The organism is Thiohalocapsa sp. ML1 (assembly GCF_001469165.1).
Lineage (GTDB): Bacteria > Pseudomonadota > Gammaproteobacteria > Chromatiales > Chromatiaceae > Thiohalocapsa.
Window position 1 is genome coordinate 210,675 of sequence record NZ_JABX01000002.1, and the last position, 16,692, is coordinate 227,366.

Annotated in this window: 16 protein-coding genes; 6 read left to right on the forward strand and 10 right to left on the reverse strand. The window is 66.9% G+C overall.

What is annotated here, in order from left to right; all coding sequences use genetic code 11:
- From ML01_RS02205 to ML01_RS02215, 3 genes are all read left to right on the forward strand, one after another.
- Positions 1 to 2,559 (forward strand): DUF1156 domain-containing protein, encoded by a 2,559-nt coding sequence (locus ML01_RS02205; protein ID WP_216819094.1) that lies wholly within the window; start codon positions 1 to 3, stop codon positions 2,557 to 2,559.
- 105 nt (positions 2,560 to 2,664) lie between these two features.
- Positions 2,665 to 4,329: an RNA-binding domain-containing protein gene (locus tag ML01_RS02210; protein WP_254045108.1), complete on the forward strand. Its 1,665-nt coding sequence runs from the start codon at positions 2,665 to 2,667 to the stop codon at positions 4,327 to 4,329.
- 119 nt (positions 4,330 to 4,448) lie between these two features.
- The gene (locus tag ML01_RS02215) at positions 4,449 to 4,817 is read left to right on the forward strand and encodes a nucleotidyltransferase domain-containing protein (RefSeq protein WP_058553758.1); all 369 of its coding nucleotides are present in this window, start codon (positions 4,449 to 4,451) and stop codon (positions 4,815 to 4,817) included.
- Here ML01_RS02215 and ML01_RS02220 read toward each other — a convergent pair.
- Positions 4,814 to 6,043 carry a hypothetical protein gene (locus tag ML01_RS02220; RefSeq protein ID WP_058553759.1) on the reverse strand — a complete coding sequence of 410 codons (1,230 nt, stop codon included), beginning with the start codon at positions 6,041 to 6,043 and terminating at the stop codon, positions 4,814 to 4,816. The genes ML01_RS02215 and ML01_RS02220 overlap by 4 nt on opposite strands.
- A gap of 181 nt (positions 6,044 to 6,224) precedes the next feature.
- On the opposite strand from ML01_RS02220, the gene ML01_RS02225 reads away from it, so the two are divergent.
- Positions 6,225 to 7,277 (forward strand): class I fructose-bisphosphate aldolase, encoded by a 1,053-nt coding sequence (locus ML01_RS02225; RefSeq protein ID WP_058553760.1) that lies wholly within the window; start codon positions 6,225 to 6,227, stop codon positions 7,275 to 7,277.
- 10 nt (positions 7,278 to 7,287) lie between these two features.
- Positions 7,288 to 7,911 carry a Pycsar system effector family protein gene (locus ML01_RS02230; RefSeq protein WP_058553761.1) on the forward strand — a complete coding sequence of 208 codons (624 nt, stop codon included), beginning with the start codon at positions 7,288 to 7,290 and terminating at the stop codon, positions 7,909 to 7,911.
- Positions 7,912 to 8,057: 146 nt separating this feature from the next.
- Here ML01_RS02230 and ML01_RS02235 read toward each other — a convergent pair whose 3' ends face one another.
- The 8 genes from ML01_RS02235 to ML01_RS02270 form a co-directional block, all read right to left on the reverse strand.
- Positions 8,058 to 8,843, reverse strand: a complete 786-nt coding sequence (locus ML01_RS02235; RefSeq protein WP_058553762.1) for a dienelactone hydrolase family protein — start codon at positions 8,841 to 8,843, stop codon at positions 8,058 to 8,060.
- Positions 8,844 to 8,988: 145 nt separating this feature from the next.
- Positions 8,989 to 9,507 (reverse strand): heme-binding protein, encoded by a 519-nt coding sequence (locus tag ML01_RS02240; RefSeq protein WP_058553763.1) that lies wholly within the window; start codon positions 9,505 to 9,507, stop codon positions 8,989 to 8,991.
- A 279-nt stretch (positions 9,508 to 9,786) separates the two neighbouring features.
- Positions 9,787 to 11,031 carry a flavodoxin-dependent (E)-4-hydroxy-3-methylbut-2-enyl-diphosphate synthase gene (gene ispG / locus ML01_RS02245; protein WP_058553764.1) on the reverse strand — a complete coding sequence of 415 codons (1,245 nt, stop codon included), beginning with the start codon at positions 11,029 to 11,031 and terminating at the stop codon, positions 9,787 to 9,789.
- Between the two features lie 70 nt (positions 11,032 to 11,101).
- On the reverse strand, positions 11,102 to 11,974 hold the full coding sequence (locus ML01_RS02250; RefSeq protein ID WP_058553765.1) for a DUF4743 domain-containing protein: 873 nt from the start codon (positions 11,972 to 11,974) through the stop codon (positions 11,102 to 11,104).
- A 346-nt stretch (positions 11,975 to 12,320) separates the two neighbouring features.
- Positions 12,321 to 12,722, reverse strand: coding sequence for a secondary thiamine-phosphate synthase enzyme YjbQ (locus ML01_RS02255; RefSeq protein WP_058553766.1), 402 nt, complete (start codon positions 12,720 to 12,722; stop codon positions 12,321 to 12,323).
- A 124-nt stretch (positions 12,723 to 12,846) separates the two neighbouring features.
- Positions 12,847 to 13,695, reverse strand: a complete 849-nt coding sequence (gene mazG, locus ML01_RS02260) for a nucleoside triphosphate pyrophosphohydrolase (protein WP_082673871.1) — start codon at positions 13,693 to 13,695, stop codon at positions 12,847 to 12,849.
- Positions 13,696 to 13,767: 72 nt separating this feature from the next.
- On the reverse strand, positions 13,768 to 14,124 hold the full coding sequence (locus ML01_RS02265; protein ID WP_058553767.1) for a hypothetical protein: 357 nt from the start codon (positions 14,122 to 14,124) through the stop codon (positions 13,768 to 13,770).
- Between the two features lie 38 nt (positions 14,125 to 14,162).
- Positions 14,163 to 14,738: a hypothetical protein gene (locus ML01_RS02270; protein WP_058553768.1), complete on the reverse strand. Its 576-nt coding sequence runs from the start codon at positions 14,736 to 14,738 to the stop codon at positions 14,163 to 14,165.
- A 398-nt stretch (positions 14,739 to 15,136) separates the two neighbouring features.
- On the opposite strand from ML01_RS02270, the gene ML01_RS02275 reads away from it, so the two are divergent.
- Positions 15,137 to 15,730 carry a hypothetical protein gene (locus ML01_RS02275; RefSeq protein ID WP_156427515.1) on the forward strand — a complete coding sequence of 198 codons (594 nt, stop codon included), beginning with the start codon at positions 15,137 to 15,139 and terminating at the stop codon, positions 15,728 to 15,730.
- Here the strand turns inward: ML01_RS02275 and ML01_RS02280 are convergent.
- On the reverse strand, positions 15,663 to 16,397 hold the full coding sequence (locus ML01_RS02280; protein ID WP_058553770.1) for a class I SAM-dependent methyltransferase: 735 nt from the start codon (positions 16,395 to 16,397) through the stop codon (positions 15,663 to 15,665). The two genes, ML01_RS02275 and ML01_RS02280, sit on opposite strands and share 68 nt — an antisense overlap.
- Positions 16,398 to 16,692: the final 295 nt, after the last annotated feature.

The window sequence follows — 16,692 nt, forward strand, 5'->3', positions numbered from 1 at the left end:
TTGGACCCGACAGCAGGCGGTGGCTCGATTCCCTTCGAGGCGTTGCGCGTCGGCCACCGGGGGCTCGCGAACGAGCTGAATCCAGTTGCGGCCGTCATCCTCTACGCAACCCTCGACTACCCCGCTCGCTTCGGCGGCTCTCTGGAAGGACAAATCGCAGACTGGGGAAACAGGCTCCTAGCCGATATGCGCTCGGAAATTGCCCCCCTGTTTCCCGCGTCGAAGATTCCCGAGCCGCACTACACGAATGTTGCGAAGCTCAACCTCACGGACCCTGATGAGCGACGGCTTCTCAGCTACGAAGCGCTCGATGGCTTCCTCTATGCCCGCCAAGTCACCTGCCCCCACTGCGGCGGCGACGCGCCGCTGCTGAACACCTGCTGGTTGTCGAAGGCGGCAAAGGATACCTGGGGCGTGCGCATCGTCCCGGAGGGCGGCCAGGTCCGGTTCGAGACCTATCAGGTTAAGGGCGGCCGTGGTCCAAACGGCGAGGACCCTGACACGGCCACGGTCAACCGGGGCACCGGACAGTGTGTCCACTGCAAGCAGGCCATCGACGGCGACGAGATCAAGCGGCAAGCCCGCGGCGAGTCGGCGCACGGCACCTGGAAAGACCGCCTCTACGCGGTAGTCGCCGTCCGCTTCGAGCCGCAGTTGGACTCGCGTGGGCAGCCACTGCGCTACAGCTCCGGCGCCAGAAAGGGCGAGATCAAGACGACAAAGGTTCGCTATTTCCGCGCGCCGAACGAGCGCGATCTGGATGCACTCGCCGAGGCTGAACGACAGCTAGCCGAACGCTGGGATGCTTGGGATGCCGCGGGGCTGATCCCGACTGAGCGATTCCCTGAGGGAAATGACATGCGGCCGGCAATATACGGAATGCCCCGCTGGTGCGACTTGTTTACGCCCCGCCAGCTCCTGGGACACCTCACCCTTGTCGAACGTCTGAACCAGATCAAGCCCGAAATCATCGCGGAGCTTGGCGAGGCGAGAGGCCGGGCAGTCGTGACCTATCTCCAGTTCGTCATCGACAAGGGCGTCGATTACAACAGCCGTCAGACACGCTGGCACTTCAGCCGCGGCGCCGTGGTTGGGACCTTCGGGCGGCACGACTTTTCGCTCAAGTGGACCTTCGGCGAGATGATCTTCAGTGGACCCGATTCCGGTGCCGCTTGGGGATTGTCCCAGATCGTCGATGCTTACAAGGGTCTCGCTGAGCTGACCGAGCCCGCTTTCGACACAACCGGTGGCGAGCCACCGGTGACGATCATAAACGGCACGGCGAGCCATCTACCTGATGTCGATGACGCATCCGTCGACCTGGTCTGCATGGACCCGCCCTACTACAACAACGTCCAGTACGCAGAGCTATCCGACTATTTCTACGTCTGGCAACGCCGCACCCTGCGCGACCTGTACCCAGGTCTCTTCGGCCGCAGGCTGACGGACAAGAAATCGGAGGCCGTCGCCAATCCGGCTCGCGATGGCAATGCAGCCGCGGCCAAGAACGAGTACGAGCGGCGGATGGGCGAGATCTTTCGGGAATGCCGCCGAGTGCTCAAGGCCAGCGGCATCTTTACGCTGATGTTCACGCACAAGACTCAGGACGCCTGGGAGACCCTGACGCGATCGCTGATCGAATCCGGTTGGGTCATCACCGCCAGCTTCCCGGTGGAGTCCGAGGGCGAGAACTCGATGCACCAGCGGGACATGGCCGCCGCGGCCAGCTCGATCTACCTCGCCTGCCGCAAGCGCAACACCGATGCTTCAGGCCCGGCCGTCTGGAAAGGCTTCGGCGGCCAGGGCGTCCGCTATGACATCGAGCGCGCCGTGCAGTCCGGTCTCGATGACTTCGCACCGCTCAAGCTGAACCCGGTCGATGAGATGGTCGCCAGCTACGGCAAGGCGCTCCAGGTACTCTCCAGTCACTGGCCGGTGCAGGACGGCGACGAGGTCGTCAGCCCCATGCGGGCGATGAACGAGGCCAGCCGTGTCGTGGCCCAGAGCCGGGTCAGCCGCATCACCAAGGGCAAGGTCCAGGTCGGGGATCTCGACAGCGAGACCGCCATGGCCCTGACCATCTTCGGCATCTGGGAGTGCGGGGAGGTAGCCTACGACGACATCCTGCTGCTGTCGAAATCGCTCGGCATCGCCCTGGTCAACAAGACCAGCACCTCGGGCACCACGGGCTACAAGGTCGCCGACCGCGAGATCGGCGTGAACACCGAGACTGCGGGGACGGGCCGCGGATCGAAGGCCGATCTGGTCCACGCCCCCCTGGTCCGCAAGGGCGGGAAGCTGCGCCTGGCGCTGCCGGAAGAACGGCAACCGGCCCGGCTCGCCAACCCGCAGACCGACTGGGACCGCCTCCACGGCCTGATCATGGCCTACCGCGAGGGCGACACCCCGGTGGCCCGGGCCTATCTGCAAGGGCATGCCACCGAGCACTCGGACCGGATCATCGACCTCCTGGAGGTCTGGGCCGCGGCGGCCCGGCACCCGGACCGCCAACGCGAGGCCCGCACCATGCTCTACGGTCTGGGCAAACAGCTCGGCTGAGGAAAATTTTCACCACAGAGAGCACAGAGGACACAGAGAAATGCTCCTTGATTTTGTTTTCTCCCATTCGTCTCTGTGCTCTCTGTGTCCTCTGTGGTGATGAACATGGAAGACCTACCGGGCTTGCTGGACGCGCTGATTCAGTCCTGGGAGAACGAGGTCCTGGAATTCAAGCGTGCAGGAGACGGCTACAGCACCAACGATATTGGAAAGTACTTCTCGGCGCTCGCGAACGAGGCCAACCTGCGCAACCGGGAGCGCGCCTGGTTGGTTTTCGGCGTCGACAACCGCAGTCGCGAAGTGGTCGGAACCGACTACCGCCCGGAGCCCGAGCGTCTGCAAGGGCTCAAGATGCAGCTCTCCGAGGGCGCGGACCCGAGCGTCACCCTGCGGGATATTCATGAGCTTCGTCATGAACGCGGTCGAGTGCTGCTCTTCGAGATTCCTGCCGCGCCGCTCGGTATGCCAATTGCCTGGAAGGGTCACTACTACGCGCGATCCGGCGAGAGTCTGACGCATCTCGGGCTGGATAAGCTCGACGAAATCCGCAGCCAGGTTGGCGCGGGTGACTGGTCCGCGCAGCTGGTTGCCGACGCAACGGCGGACCACTTGGATGCCTCCGCGTTATCGCGCGCCAGAGACTCCTTCGCCAAGAAACACGCCAATCGCTTCGACGCCGACGAGGTCATGCGTTGGCCTTTGGAGACGTTTCTGGATCGGGCGAAGCTGACCCGAGACGGTCAGATAACGCGGACCACCTTACTCTTGCTGGGCAAGCCGGAATCTGCCCACTTGCTGTCTCCCCATCCCGCCCAGATGACGTGGAAACTCGAAGGCCCGGAACGGGCGTATGAGCATTTCGGGTTGCCGTTCTTGCTGAACAGCAGCGCCCTCTACCAGAAAATCCGCAACATTCAGATTCGAATTCTGCCGGAGAATGAGCTGCTTGCGACGGAATTGGCCAAGTATGACCAGAAGATCGTGCTTGAGGCACTACACAACTGCATTGCCCATCAGGATTACGGTCGCTGTGGGCGCATTGTGGTCACCGAGTATCCGGATCGGATCGTGCTGGAGAACGAAGGGAGCTTCTTCGAAGGGCGTCCGGAAGACTATCTGACCGGTACCAAGACCCCGCGGCGCTATCGCAACCCCTTCCTGGCCCAGGCGATGGCCGAGCTCAACATGATCGACACTATGGGCTACGGCATCTACGCCATGCACCTCGCCCAGGCGAGACGGTACTTTCCAATGCCGGACTACGACCTGAGCGAGCCGCAGGCAGTGAAGATGACGATCCACGGGCGTATCGTCGACCCGGCCTACAGCCGACTACTGCTGCAGAAGACCGATCTGTCGCTGGTCGAGATCCTCGCCCTGGATCGGGTGCAGAAAAAGCTGCCCCTGGACGACGTGATGGTCAAGCAACTGCGCCGTGCTGGTCTGATCGAGGGCAGGAGACCCAACCTGCACGTCTCCGCATTCGTCGCGAAAGCGACCGCGACCCAGGCGGACTACATCCGCACCCGAGGGCAGGACGATGACTTCTACAAGAAACTGATTCTCGACTTCCTGGCCAAGTTCGGCAGCGCCAGCCGCAAGGATGTGGACCAACTCTTGTGGGGAAAGCTCAGCGACGCCTTGGACGAGGATCAAAAGCGCAACAAGATCAGCAATCTGCTCAACAACCTGAGCAGGGGCGGTGAGATCTGGAATGCCGGATCACGTAAAGCGCCGACGTGGAGGATTGCAGAAAAGGATGCAGAATAAATTCGCCACCATGCAGAATAAATGCAGGATAATGGCGTGTAACATGCCGATTTACCTATACTTTTCTTCCTTCCTTGGTTTGGCTGTTTCCTGTCGTTCCCGGTGAGACATCGCGCAAGATGGAAGCGAGAATCCCAACAGCCGCCGCCATCGATCAAGCCACAGTCGAGGCCGTTCGCCTGTTTGCCGAGCGGATCACGGCCAAGTCCGACGTGCTGGACATGATGCTGTTCGGCAGTCGCGCCCGCGGCGATCACGCCCGCGACAGCGACGCCGATGTCGCCGTGCTGCTGCGCGGAGATCACCAGCGCCTGCTGCCCACCAAGCTCGCGATGGCCGACGAGGCCTTCGACGTCCTGCTGGAGACCGGTATTCGCATCCAGCCCCTGCCCATCTGGGAATACGAGTGGGCCGACCCGGACCACTACATCAATCCCCGCCTGCCGAAGAACATCGCCCGCGAGGGCCTGCGTGCAACGACAGACTAGCCCCGCGGCATGCTCCGGTGCAGCTTGGTCGCATCGATGCGCCGGTCGATGTGCTCGATGAGCCGGTCGTAGGCCGGGCTCGACGGCGTGCCGATGGTGCGCACCAGCACGGCCTCCTGCATGCCCTCGGGCAGGCCCTCCGGGCTCGGCATGATGTCCGCCTCGGTGAGGCCGGCGCGGGCCATGCGGCGCAGGTGCAGAGCGCTGTCCGCGGAGCCCGTCGCCAGCTCGGCCAAGCGGATGCCCGCGCGGTTGGCGAGCATGTCCGGAAAGCTGAAACCGCTGCCGCCGTCGGCGTCGGACAACTCCTTCGCGAGGCCCACCAGGTGCGAGAGCCCGCTGCCGCCCTTCGCGGCGGTGGCCGCGGAGATGCTGAAGTGCTGTGCCAGGTCGTAGCGGCCGCGCAGCAGCACCGTGCGCCGCTCCGGCACCGCCCCCGCCGCCGGCGCGGGCAGTCGGCGGTTGTTGACGTAGGCGGCAAGCACCAGCAGGGCCGCGGTGTTGTCGGCCACCGGGTCCGGCCTGCCGTCGGCGCCGTCGATGCCGGTGGGCTCGGCGAGCAGGCCGGACAACAGCGTCGCCAGGTTCAGGTGCCCGGCCCGGTGCTGGCGCGCGACGATGGCCGCGAGCTGCGTCTGGCGCGCGCCGAGGCGGCGCTGCTCGGTGTCGCCGAGCAGCGCCACCGCGGCCTCCCTGGCGCCGTCTTTGAGCCGATAGAGCACCTGCACCTGATCCGGCCGAAAGTCCACGCGCAGTAACTGCCCGGCGGGGGCCAGCTCGTTCAGGCCGCGGTGCAGGAGTCCGTCCACCAGCGTTGCCGGCAGCGGCAGCCCGCCGAGCTGCGCCGACGCGACGGCCGGGATGCCGGCGGTCTCGCGCAGCTCGACGGACAGGTTTGAGAAGCCGAGCCCGTGCCCCATCGGGAAGCTTGCGTAGAGCGCCGCGCCGCCGTGCCCCGCGCGCAGCCGCGCATGGCCGCCCAGGCGGCGGGCGGCGACGTCGGCGAGGGCATCGAGCTTCGGCGCCGTCAGGGTCGCGGACTTGACGCCGGGTTGCTTGAGGGCGCTACCACGCACCAGGTGCGCCAGATCGCGCAGCTCCGTCGGCGCCAGCTCGGCGTCCACAGCCACCAGCGGCGTCGGCTCCGCCACCAGCAGCACGAGCCCGGCGCCGACGAGGGCGATGAAGGTCAGGAGGCCGAACAGGGCGCGCACGACTGCGAGCATCAGCCTGGCCTCCGCGCGCCGGCTGCGACCGGCGGTCCGCTGGTCGGCACGGTGACGGCGCCGAGGGCCAAGGGCTGGCGGGTCATGGTCTAACCTCAGGCTGTGACATCTGTCGTCAGCTCCATTCAACATGTGGACCATCAATGGCCCGTTAATCGACCATCAAACGTGGAGGTGCGCCATGACGGACATCGAAAAAGCCCTGGGCGATGACGCCCGCGACCTGCTTGAGCATCGCTGTGAAGGCATCCCGCAGGACATGCTGCACCTGCCGGGGCCGGACTTCATCGACCGGGTGCTGGCCGCTTCCGACCGGCGCCCGGGCGTGCTGCGCAATCTCCAGGCCATCTTCGACCATGGCCGCCTGGCCGGCACCGGCTACCTGTCTATTCTGCCCGTGGATCAGGGCGTCGAGCACAGCGCCGGTGCGTCTTTCGCGCCGAACCCGCTCTATTTGGACCCGGCCAACCTCGTCGAGCTCGCCATCGCCGGCGGCTGCAACGCGGTGGCCTCCACGCTCGGCGTGCTCGGCAGTGTCGCGCGGCGCTATGCCCACAAGATCCCGTTCATTGTGAAGCTGAACCACAACGAGCTGCTGAGCTACCCGAGCTTCTACGACCAGACGCCCTTTGCCGACGTGGAGCAGGCCTTCGAGATGGGCGCCGCCGCTGTCGGGGCGACCATCTACTTCGGCTCGCAGGAGTCGCGCCGGCAGATCGAGGAGGTGACCGAGGCCTTCCGGCGCGCGCACGAGCTCGGCATGGCGACGGTGCTATGGGCGTACCTGCGCAACAGCGCCTTCAAGCACGAGGGCACGGACTATCACACCGCCGCGGACCTGACCGGCCAGGCGAATCACTTGGCCGTCACCATCGAGGCGGACATCGTCAAGCAGAAGCAGGCGAGCGTGGACGGCGGCTTCACGGCCATCGGTTTCGGCAAGACCAGCCCGCTGATGTATGAGAAGCTTATCGGCACGCACCCCATCGACCGCGTGCGCTATCAGGTGGCGAATTGCTATCTCGGCCGCATCGGCATGATCAACTCCGGCGGCGCATCCAGCGGCGACTCGGACCTCGCCGCCGCGGTGCGCACGGCCGTCATCAACAAGCGCGCCGGCGGCATGGGGCTGATCACGGGCCGCAAGGCCTTCCAGCGGCCGATGCCGGAGGGCGTTCGGCTGCTCAACGCCGTCCAGGATGTCTACTTGTCGAATGCCATCAGTATCGCCTGAGTCCGAGCCGGTGCCCGAGCTCCCCGCGCGCCGGTCACGCGAGCCCACGCCCCTCGATGCCGGCACATTCGACGCCGTGCAGGGCCGCGGCGCCGTCGATTACCTGCTCCGCACCCAACAGCAGAATCAGGTGCAATTGCTGCTGCTGGCGGACCAGAAGGCCAACATCGTGTTGACCGTGACGCTGTTGATCTCGACCGTCGGGGCGGGCTCGCTGCTCGGCGGGAGCCCGCATCCGGTGCTGGCGGTGCTGGTGGCGGGCGCGGTGCTGGCCGCGGCTCCGGCGCTGGCGGCGCTGATGCCGAGCCTCGGCGCGCGCAAACGCGCGCCGCCCGCAACTGCGTCAACGGCCGAGGTCGGAGCGCCCCGGCAACCGAACCTGCTGTTCTTTGCCGAGGTGGCGGAGCTGGACCCGGTTGCCTACCGGGCATCGATGGCGCGGCTCATGAGCGCGGATGCGCGGCTCTACGACGCCATCACCGCCGACCTGCACGCCACGGCGCAAGTGCTGCGGCGCAAGTACCTGTGGCTCCGGCGGAGCTATCTGGTGCTGCTGCTGACGCTGATCGCCTGTGCGCTGGTGGGACTGGCGACGGTGCTGCGTCCATGGTCGGGCGGTTGGCCGGCCCCTTAGGAACCGGACCGGGGCGCAGAGCGAGGGCAGAGGGCAGAGGGCCGAGGATGCTCTCCTCGGCCCTCGGCCCTCTGCCCTTTGGTTCACTCGCGGCAACCAGCGGGCGGCGCAAGACGACGGTCCGTGCCCTCCGCCCCGCCGGGCTCTTATTCGCCGAACAATTCGTCGAAGAAGGCCTGCATCCGCGCCCAGGAGCGGGCGTCGGCCTGGGCGTCGTATTGCAGGTTCTCGATCCCGTAGTCGCCGACGTTCGGGTTCGTAAAGGCGTGACGGGCGCCGCCGTAGATGTCCATTTCCCAGTTCGCTTCGGCCTCCTCCAGCTTGTTCTGGAAGTTGGTCAACACCTCCGGCGCGACGAAGCTGTCTGCCTGGCCGTGTAACACCAGGATCTTAGGCCCGATCTGACCCTTGATCTCTTCCGGGGCCGCCGGCAGCGAGCCGTGGAAGCTCACCACGCCGAGCACGGGCGCGCCGCCGTAGGCCATGTGCAGCACCGTGCCGCCGCCGAAGCAGTAGCCGACGGCGGCGGTCTTGTCCGCGGCCACCAGCTCACTGGCCTTGAGCTGATCCAGGCCGAGCCCCGCGCGCGCTCGCCACAGCTCCACGTCAGCGGTGATCTCCTGCATCCAGTCGCGCGCCTGGTCGGGCTTGTCCGTGACCTGGTTGTTACCGTACATGTCGGCGGCGAAGGCGACGTACCCAAGCTCCGCCAGCATGCGGGCGCGCGCTTTGGCGTAGTCGTTCAGGCCCCACCACTCGTGGATGACCAGCACGCCGGGGCGCTTGCCCTCGATGCTGTCGTCCCAGTACAGGTGGCCGGTGAGGGGCACGTCCTCGTCCATGTACTCGACGGCCTTGGTCTGCACCTCGGCAAAAAGCGTGGCCGGCACGATGGCGGCAAGCAGCAGCACGGAAGCGGCGATGTTGCGCATGGGTGTCTCTGTCTCCGGTTGCGGGTAGGCAATTCAAGCGGGTTGCGCCTGGCGCGAGGGCCGAGGGCCAAGGGCCGAGGCGGACCGCCTTGGCCCTCGGCCCTCGCCCCTTTTTCCCTCGGCCGGCGACGGCGCACCGAGCCCATCACATAGCCATATCGAGATCGTCCTGCACCGCAGCGACGCCGGCCTTCGCGCACTCCTCGTCGGTCTCGCCGGCTGGCGCGCCGCTGACGCCGACGCCGCCGATGAGCGAGCCGCCGCTGGAGACGGTCACGCCGCCGGCGGACATGACCAGGAAGTCCTGCCGGCCGATGGGGGTGTCCGCGCGCTCGGTCATGGCCGAGGTGTCGGCGTTGAAGTTCACGGCCGTGTAGGCCTTCTTGAAGCTGATGGGCACGGTGATGGGCGCGGCGATGGTGTCGCGCAGTTGCACCTGCACCACGCCGTCGCGGTCCACCACCGTCACGCCGATCTGGATGCCCTGCTCGCGGCAGGCATCAATGGTCGCCTGCGCGATCTTCTGGGCGGTATCGAGCGTCAGGCGCTTCACGGAGACCGTCAGCGCGTCCTCGGCGACGGCGGGAAGCGCAGCGGCGCCGGCCAGCAGCGCGGCGGTGAGTGCGGTGGTCTTGGTTGCGGCGCGGGTGGCGTGCAAGCGCATGGAGGCTCCTCAGTCTCGGTTGACGTGGTTGGTGGTGATTCTTTGCAGCCGGGAAGGCGCAGCGGGCCTAGATTGCTTGACGGCGGCGAATGTGTGCAGATGAGTCAAGTTTCACGAGAACACCTGGGGAAGGGCCGAGGGCCGAGGGCAAAGGGAGCCCGCCTCGGCCCTTGGCCCTTGGCCCTTGTTTCCATGCCCCGACGAGCGGGCTGCGCAAGACGAGGCGCCGTGCCCTGGTCGGTCTGAGGCTCTGCCTCCCTAGCCCCTAGCCCCTAGCCCCTAGCCCCCAGCCCCCGGCCCATACCGCTCCACGACGTAGTCATCCACCATCTGCTTGAAGCGCGCCGCGATGTCGGCGCCCTTCAACGTGGTGACCTTCTGGCCGTCGATGTAAACCGGCGCCGAGGGCAGCTCGCCGGTGCCGGGGAGGCTGATGCCGATGTTGGCGTGCTTGCTCTCGCCGGGACCGTTGACGACGCAGCCCATGACGGCCACCTGCATGGTCTCGACGCCGGGATGGGTGTCGCGCCAGACGGGCATCTGCTCGCGCAGATAGGTCTGGATATCCTCCGCCAGCTCCTGAAACACAGTGCTGGTGGTGCGCCCGCAGCCGGGGCAGGCGGCGACCATGGGCGCGAAGGGCCGTAGCCCCATGGTCTGCAGGATCTCCTGCGCGACGATGATCTCGCGCGTGCGCGACTCGCCCGGCGCCGGCGTCAGCGACACGCGGATCGTGTCGCCGATGCCCTCCTGCAACAGCACGGCGAGCGCCGCGGTGCTGGCGACGATGCCCTTGGAGCCCATGCCGGCCTCGGTGAGCCCCAGGTGCAGACAATGGTCGGTGCGCTCGGCGAGCATGCGGTAGACGGCGATCAGGTCCTGCACACCGCTCATCTTGCAGGACAGGATGATGTGGCCCTTGGGCAGCCCCAGCTCCTCGGCGCGCAGCGCGCTGCCGACGGCGGACTCCACCATGGCCTCGCGCATCACCACCTCCGCCTCCTTCGGCGCCGCGGACCTGGCGTTGGCGTCCATCATGCGCACCACCAGCTCCGGATCCAGGCTGCCCCAGTTGACGCCGATGCGCACCGGGCGATCGTAGCGGCAGGCGATCTCGACCATGGTCGCGAACTGGCTGTCGCGCTTCTCGCCGCGGCCGACGTTGCCGGGGTTGATGCGGTACTTGGCGAGCGCCTCGGCGCAGGCCGGATAGTCCGACAGCAGCCGATGGCCGTTGAAGTGGAAGTCGCCGATGAGCGGCACCCCGACGCCCAAGGCGTCGAGCCGCTCGCGAATCGTCGGCACGGCCGCTGCCGCGGATTCGTTGTTGACCGTGATGCGGACAAACTCCGAGCCGGCCCGCGCCAGGTCCGCGCATTGCGTCACGGTGGACTTGATGTCCGCGGTGTCCGTGTTGGTCATGGACTGCACGCGGATCGGCGCGTCGCCGCCGACCTGGATGCCGCCGATGGTGACCGGCACGGTGCGCCGGCGCTGGATTGCGTCTGTGGGTCTGCTGCTCATGTTGCTGACCTTAGGTGTGGCTGTGGACCCTGGCCCGGCTGCCGCGGAACGGCCCCGCGCGGTGCGATGCTCAAGATGGTTCCGCCCGGGCCGATGGCAACGCAACGCGCAGCCCGTGGACAAGGGCGAGGTAGTCGGGGTGATCCGGCCCGAGGAGCCCGTGGCGGATCAGGAAGTCGATAATGACGAGGTTGCAATTGAGCTTGAAGTCATCCGTGGAGTCGACGATCCGCATCACCTCGTGCGCCGGCAGCAGGCGGAAGGACTCGACCTCGTCGTCGTTGCAGCGCGGCGCTATGTCGTCCGGCAGCTCCAGGTCGTAGCAGTAGATGGTGTCCGGCTTGAGCCCGCGGTCCGAATCCCGACAGTAGGACACGACGCCGACGGGGCGGGCGCGGTTGGCGATGTCGGCCGGGAGCGATGCCTCCTCCCAGCACTCCTTGCGCAGGTTCTCTTGCAGAGAAATGCCCCAGGGCAGGCCGCCGGCGACGATGTGATCAAGCTTGCCCGGCTCCACGCGCCGGCTCTCGGAGCGCCGGCCGATCCACAGGTATAGGCCGTCCGCGCGGCGCACGTAGCCGTTCACGTGCTGGCCGAAGGCGCGGATGCCGAAGTACGGCGCCACGGCGCGGTCCATGAGGAAGCGCGCCTGGTCGCGCGCGTTCAGCACCGGGTAGCGCTCGCCGTGCAGGTGGCTCACGAGATCGCGCCGGTCGAGGTCCACGCTGAGGGCGGCGAAGGCGTCGCTTCGCGCCTCGAAGCCGTCGGGGGCGGTTTGCCAGTGCAGCGCGTCAGCCACGAGCACGAAGTCGCCGCCGACGGCCGTGAGTGCCTCTGCAAAGGCACGCCGCACGTGGCCCACCGCCTCGCCCGCGACGACGAAGGGCTGGAAGTCCGCCGACCGCCAGTGGTTGCAGGCTTGGATGTGGTCCAGGAAGCTCAAGGTTGATCGGCTATATGGTGGGTTAAGGAGTGCGGAGTGCGAAGTGCGAAGTGCGAAGTGCGAAGTGCGAAGTGCGAAGTGCGAAGTGCGAAGTACGAAGTGCGAAGTGCGAAGTGCGGTGCGCACTGTGCACTACTAACGAGGCTTCGCCTCAGACCGACGAGTCGTGCTCATCGCTATCGCTATCGGGATCGGGATCGATTGGCACGCGCTCCGATCTCGATTTCGATAGCGATCCCGACGCGCCTGGTCAGTGCGACGTCCCGTCGAAACTTGACTCGTCTGCAAACATTCGGCGCCCCCAAGCAATCTAGCCCGACCGCCGTAAGGTGGAGAGCCGGACCAGTCATCCCGCCAGGACCGTGCACACCACCCGCCGGTCGTTGCGCGGCCCGTCGAACTCGCAGAAGAAGATGTTCTGCCAAGTGGACAGCCCGAGCTGGCCGTCGACGAGAGGGATACTCTCGGAGGGGCCCACCAGCCCGGCCTTGAGATGCGCGTCGCCGTTGCCGTCCTGGGCGTCGTGGCGCCAGACGCCGCGCGGAATCAACTGGCGCAGCAACTCCACCACGTCCGTCTGCACGCTGTCGTCCCAGTTCTCCTGGATCATGACGGCCGCGGTGGCGCCCTGCGCGTAGACGTTGACGAGGCCGTTCTCGACGCCGCTCTTGGCGACGACGGCGCGCACCTGCGGTGTGATGTCCACGAGCACCTCGCGGGCGCGGGTGACGAGGCGGATGGTTTCCATTTGGAAGCTTGTTCGGAAGCTTGTTCGGAAGCTTGAAGGGTGAAGGGTGAAGGGTGAAGCTTGAAGCTTGAAATGCGGAAGTCGCCGATCAGGCTATCGACCTCGACCTAGGCGAAACCCGCGCTCAGCGCTCTTCCGCTTTGACGGTCTCCCACAGCCGCTCCATGTCGGCGCGGTGCTCCGGCGCCGGGGTCTTGCCGGCGGCGCCCAAGCAGACCTCCACGCGCATGAAGCGGCGCTCGAAGCGGTGGTTGGCGGCGCGCAGTGCCTGCTCGGCGTCCACGCCCAAATGCCGGGCGAGGTTGACGCAAGAGAACAACAGGTCACCGACCTCGTGCACGCGCTCCAGCGGGTCAGCGTGGGCGCTGAACGTCTCCTCGCACTCGGCGAGCTCTTCGCGCACCTTGTCGGCGACGCCGTCCAGGGAATCCCAGTCGAAGCCGACGCGCGCGGCACGCTTCTGCAGCTTTTCCGCCCGCACCAGCGCCGGCAGGGCCTGGGCCACGCCCTCGATGACGCTGGTGCGCAGCCGCTTGCCCTTGGCCTCACGCTCGGCGGCCTTCATGGCCTCCCAGTTCTCGCGGACTTCTTGCTCGCTCGCGACGGCGGCGTTCTCGAACACGTGGGGGTGGCGGCGAATCATCTTGCCGGTGATGGAGGCAACCACATCGCCGAAGTCGAAGGCATCGCGTTCCTGCGCCATGCGGGCATAGATGGCCACCTGGAAGAGCAGGTCGCCCAGCTCCTCGCAGAGCTCCGCCATGTCGTCGTTTTCGATGGCCTCGGCGACCTCGTAGGCCTCCTCCAGCGTGTAGGGCAGGATGGTCCGCGGGGTCTGTTTGAGGTCCCAGGGGCAGCCGTGCTCCGGGTCGCGCAGCCGCGCGACCACGGCCAGCAGTGCCTCGATGGTGCGCGGGTCCAGGCGGCGGGCATCGGGTGCCGGCTCGCCCGTCTTCGGAAATTGGTCGGTCATGACGGCAATGCGGATGGCGTTTGGCGCGCGGAGTCGGGTCGGGTGGCAGGGGCGCTGTGGCGCGTCGGCCGATCAGGGCCGCACCAGCGTATTGAACAGCAGGCCGAGCAGGACCGCGCCGATGCTGCCCCATTTCCAGTAGCCGATGGGGATGCCGACGAGCTCGCCGCGGCGCGTGCGGCTCGGGTCCTTCAGGATTTCCCATAGGTGTGGGCCGGCCAGGAACCACGGGATGAACCCGAACATGACGGGGAGCCCGATCCAGAGCGGCAGCGGCTGGTTCAGGTACACGAGCACCAGCAGCGCGGGCCAGGCCACCAGATAGCCCGCCGTGAGCTTGGCATCCAGCGACTTGTCGCGGGTGCGCAGGAACGCGAACAGGGCGCCGATGCCCCACAGCGTCGCGATGGCGATCAGGACCAGGCGCATCGGTGCCTACCCTGGGCCGACGCGGCGCGCACGGCGCATCATTCCAGCACCACCGTCTCCGGCTCCGGCGCCGGCTCCTGCTTGATCTTGCGTATCGTGATGTGCGGGCTCACGGCGATATCGACGAACTTGGCGCAGTCCCCGGGCTGGGCCGTGAAGCGGTTCATGTCCTCGCCGATGGCGCAGCGACCCGGATCGGTGACGCCGATGTAGTCGATCTCGTCGCAGCGAATCTGCGTGAAGGTCGCCTCGCGGTACTGGCGCTCGGTGGGCTTCACCTCGGTGAAGTTGCGCGTGATGGCGTCGAACTTCACGTTGCCGTTGATGTACGCCGTGAGCCGGATGGACAGGTTTGTGACCTTGATGTCCAGATTGTTGGTCAGCGTCATGCCGAGCATGCAGGCGTCCGGGAATTCCTTCTTCATGTGCACACTGATGACCACCGCCTTGCGGCCGGTGCTGGTCACGGCCTCGCTGCGCGAGACCTTTGGCGCGTTCGGGTTCTCGGGCGGCGTGCGGTCGATGCCGACGGTGCGCATGAAATCGTCCGTCGCACAACCGCCGGCCGCCAGCGCGGCCAGCAGCACAACGGCATGGATCGGCTGCTTGAACATAGACATCTCGGCTTGATGGCGCGGACAACGGAGGCTGCGGCAGGCAAGGATACAGCATCGCGGCCCCCGGCCCCACGCGGGGCGGTGCGCATGCAGCGCGGGCCCGGTGTTGGTCCGACATGGTAACGAACGCGATGGATCGCGGTCCACGGGCCGCCGGAACCATCCTCGGCCGTTAGTTCAACGCGGGGGTTGCGCAACACGGCGCACCCAACGCTTGTCGGGCCGTCGGCTCCGCGTCGCCGCTGGGCGTCAAAATGTCAGGAAATTTGACAGATTTCTAGGGGATGACCCTAGTCCAATCTAAGGGGCTTTCTTAAATCAGTCTGTTACTGAAGACGGCGCGCGTCTTGCCTGTAGCCGGGCGAATAGGTCTCGACACAAGGAACTGTAAAGAAATGTCTGTCCGCCTGCGGATGATACCCATCGCCCTGTTGGCCGCCGCCGCGGGCCTCGACGCACCGGCCGCGCTCGCAACCGTTGCAACCGGCGACGGCGCGAGCGTTGTGCGCCCGGCGCCTGGCGTCGTCGATGCCACAGCGCACAAGCACCGCGCCACGAACCCCGATGTGGTTGTCGATCCCACGAGCGCGCGGTACGGGCGTGCCGGCGCGCTGACAGCCAAGGCGACGCTGAACGCGAGCGACGTCCCGCCGGGGCTCGGGGTTACGACTGCCGCGCCGACGCCGCGCGGGCGCGACGACGACGGCGTGGTGATCGGCGCGGGACTCCGGCATATCGGCATGAGCCGGAACGCCGAGTCCGCGGGCGAGCATGCGCGCGCGCTGCCGGAGCACTCGCCCACCTCGGCGTCCGGCCCGACCACCGTGGCGTTGCTGGGCATCGGGCTCGCCGTGCTTGGGCTGCGACAGCGGCGGGCGCGGGCGCGGGCGCGCCGGGCCGGCGCAGGCCGGCGACCCGGGGTCATGCGCGTGCGCCGGCTCCGGCGCGGTCGGATTTGCGCAGCAGATCGAGCCGGTGCGGCTTCATGAAGTGCGCGCCCTCCGGTGTCAGGTGTGCCTCGAAGGCGGCGCGAATCTCGGCACGTCGCGCCGCATCGATCTCGAGCGCCGTGTGCGTCACGTCGAGGAACCGCGCTGCGAAGCTGTCCCAGTCCGGATAGGCGCCCGGCACTTCAATGAACACCTCCGCCTCGGCAACGAACAGCCCGGCATCGACGGCGCGACAGAGCGCATCGAAGGCGGCCTGCCGCACCTCCCGCTCGTCGTTGATCAAGGCCATCAGGTCGTTGAACGGGCCAGCATAGACCGGCTCCGAGAACAGCGCCGCGCCGCCCGGCTTGAGCACGCGGTGGATTTCACCGAGCGCCTGGTCCATCCCGGCCATGGGCACGTGGTGCAGGGACTTGAACATGAGCACCGCGTCGAAGGACGCGTCCGGCGCGTCGATGGCCTCGGCCCCGCCCAGCACGAATCGCACGCCCGGCAGGTCGCCCAAGCCAAGGTTTTTTTCGTGCTGAATCCGGTCCACCTCGGTGGCGATCACCACCGCCGCGCCGAGCCGCTCCACCAGCGCGCGGGTGCTGTGCGCGGCGCCGCAGCCGAGCTCCAGCACTTGTGCACCACGGATGTCGAGGAGCTCACCGACGGCGTCGATCTCGGTGGCGGTGCGGTAGCGGCCTAGGGCGTTGAGCTGCATGGGAAAAGGGTGAAGGGGAGGCGGAGAAAGTTTGAAGGGGGAAGGGTGAAGTTTGAAAGGGGGAGGCGGAGAAAGTTTGAAGGGTGAAGGGTGAAGTTTGAAAGGGGGAGGCGGAGAAAGGGTGAAGGGGGAAGGGTGAAGTTTGAAAGGGGGAGGCGGAGAAAGGGTGAAGGGTGAAGCTTGAAACGGGGGAGGTGGAAAGTTTGACGGGGCAAGGTTGCAGCGCCCGCCGTGCGGACAAGCCCGCTGGCCGTTAGCCGGCCGCGGGACTTGTGCGCTGGTTGGCGGGCGCCGC

Excerpts from the sequence above, each read along its gene's own strand:
- ML01_RS02280 (WP_058553770.1), bottom strand. The coding sequence starts at position 16,397 with ATGCAGCTCAACGCCCTAGGCCGCTACCGCACCGCCACCGAGATCGAC.
- ML01_RS02265 (WP_058553767.1), bottom strand. The coding sequence starts at position 14,124 with ATGCGCCTGGTCCTGATCGCCATCGCGACGCTGTGGGGCATCGGCGCC.
- ML01_RS02270 (WP_058553768.1), bottom strand. The coding sequence starts at position 14,738 with ATGTTCAAGCAGCCGATCCATGCCGTTGTGCTGCTGGCCGCGCTGGCG.
- ML01_RS02255 (WP_058553766.1), bottom strand. The coding sequence starts at position 12,722 with ATGGAAACCATCCGCCTCGTCACCCGCGCCCGCGAGGTGCTCGTGGAC.
- ML01_RS02240 (WP_058553763.1), bottom strand. The coding sequence starts at position 9,507 with ATGCGCTTGCACGCCACCCGCGCCGCAACCAAGACCACCGCACTCACC.
- ML01_RS02275 (WP_156427515.1), top strand. The coding sequence starts at position 15,137 with ATGTCTGTCCGCCTGCGGATGATACCCATCGCCCTGTTGGCCGCCGCC.
- ispG (WP_058553764.1), bottom strand. The coding sequence starts at position 11,031 with ATGAGCAGCAGACCCACAGACGCAATCCAGCGCCGGCGCACCGTGCCG.
- ML01_RS02220 (WP_058553759.1), bottom strand. The coding sequence starts at position 6,043 with ATGCTCGCAGTCGTGCGCGCCCTGTTCGGCCTCCTGACCTTCATCGCC.
- ML01_RS02225 (WP_058553760.1), top strand. The coding sequence starts at position 6,225 with ATGACGGACATCGAAAAAGCCCTGGGCGATGACGCCCGCGACCTGCTT.
- mazG (WP_082673871.1), bottom strand. The coding sequence starts at position 13,695 with ATGACCGACCAATTTCCGAAGACGGGCGAGCCGGCACCCGATGCCCGC.
- ML01_RS02235 (WP_058553762.1), bottom strand. The coding sequence starts at position 8,843 with ATGCGCAACATCGCCGCTTCCGTGCTGCTGCTTGCCGCCATCGTGCCG.
- ML01_RS02215 (WP_058553758.1), top strand. The coding sequence starts at position 4,449 with ATGGAAGCGAGAATCCCAACAGCCGCCGCCATCGATCAAGCCACAGTC.
- ML01_RS02210 (WP_254045108.1), top strand. The coding sequence starts at position 2,665 with ATGGAAGACCTACCGGGCTTGCTGGACGCGCTGATTCAGTCCTGGGAG.